General features: G+C 64.5%; 1 protein-coding gene. It reads left to right on the top strand.

All coding sequences use genetic code 11. From position 1 onward, the window contains the following. Positions 1-170 precede the first annotated feature (170 nt). On the top strand, positions 171-584 hold the full coding sequence (locus tag OZ411_RS42960; protein WP_130584131.1) for a cupin domain-containing protein: 414 nt from the start codon (positions 171-173) through the stop codon (positions 582-584). The last annotated feature ends 149 nt before the right edge of the window (positions 585-733 follow it).

Raw genomic sequence — 733 nt, 5'->3', positions numbered from 1 at the left:
GGGCCAAAAGCAGTCGGCCTCGAGTGCACGCGAGTCCGATGCGGAAGGCGAACGGCCATCATAACGCGCGGTTATTGACTTCATCGCGTGATGTCATTTCCCAGTCGCCGCGCGGAATTTCATGCTTACGCGGTACCGGGCTCATCCGGCGCATAATCAGGAGGCTACAAATGTCAGTCCAGAAGCCGGTTCTAACGCCGCCCCACGGTGGCGAGAAGGTGACCACGAGCGGAGGCTCGAGCATCGAGATTAAAGTGGAGAGCAGCCAGTCCGGAGGCGAATATGGCGCTGTCCTGTGGACGGTGCGGGCTGGGCAGGAGCCTCCGATGCACACTCACTCGCGCGAGGACGAGCTAGTCTACGTGGTTGAGGGGCAGCTAATCGCGCGGGTCGGCGATTCCCGCGTTGAGGTGGGGGCAGGCTCCTACGCGGCTCTTCCCCGTGGTGTGCCGCATACGATCGAAGTGGTCGGCGACCAAGCGACCCTGCTGGCCACCTACGTGCCGGGTGGGCTGGAGCGTTTGTTGGTGCCCCGGAAAGGCGAGAAGCCCGATCCGGCTGCTTTCGGCGTGACGTTCCCGTAGGGCCGAGGACCATAGCGCGTGGCGTTCGTGACCGTGCGCCCGCGCGGGCGCTCGGGACCGCGCCAGATGATCGATTGCACGCGCCGGCCAGGTGCGCGTAACGGCCTCCCAGCTTCAGACCAACCAGCGCATATTTCCGCCTTGGGTCA

This window comes from Bradyrhizobium sp. Arg237L, assembly GCF_029990105.1.
Lineage (GTDB): Bacteria > Pseudomonadota > Alphaproteobacteria > Rhizobiales > Xanthobacteraceae > Bradyrhizobium.
Note: the sequence above shows the minus strand (reverse complement) of the source record. Positions and strands in the feature narration are given on the sequence as shown.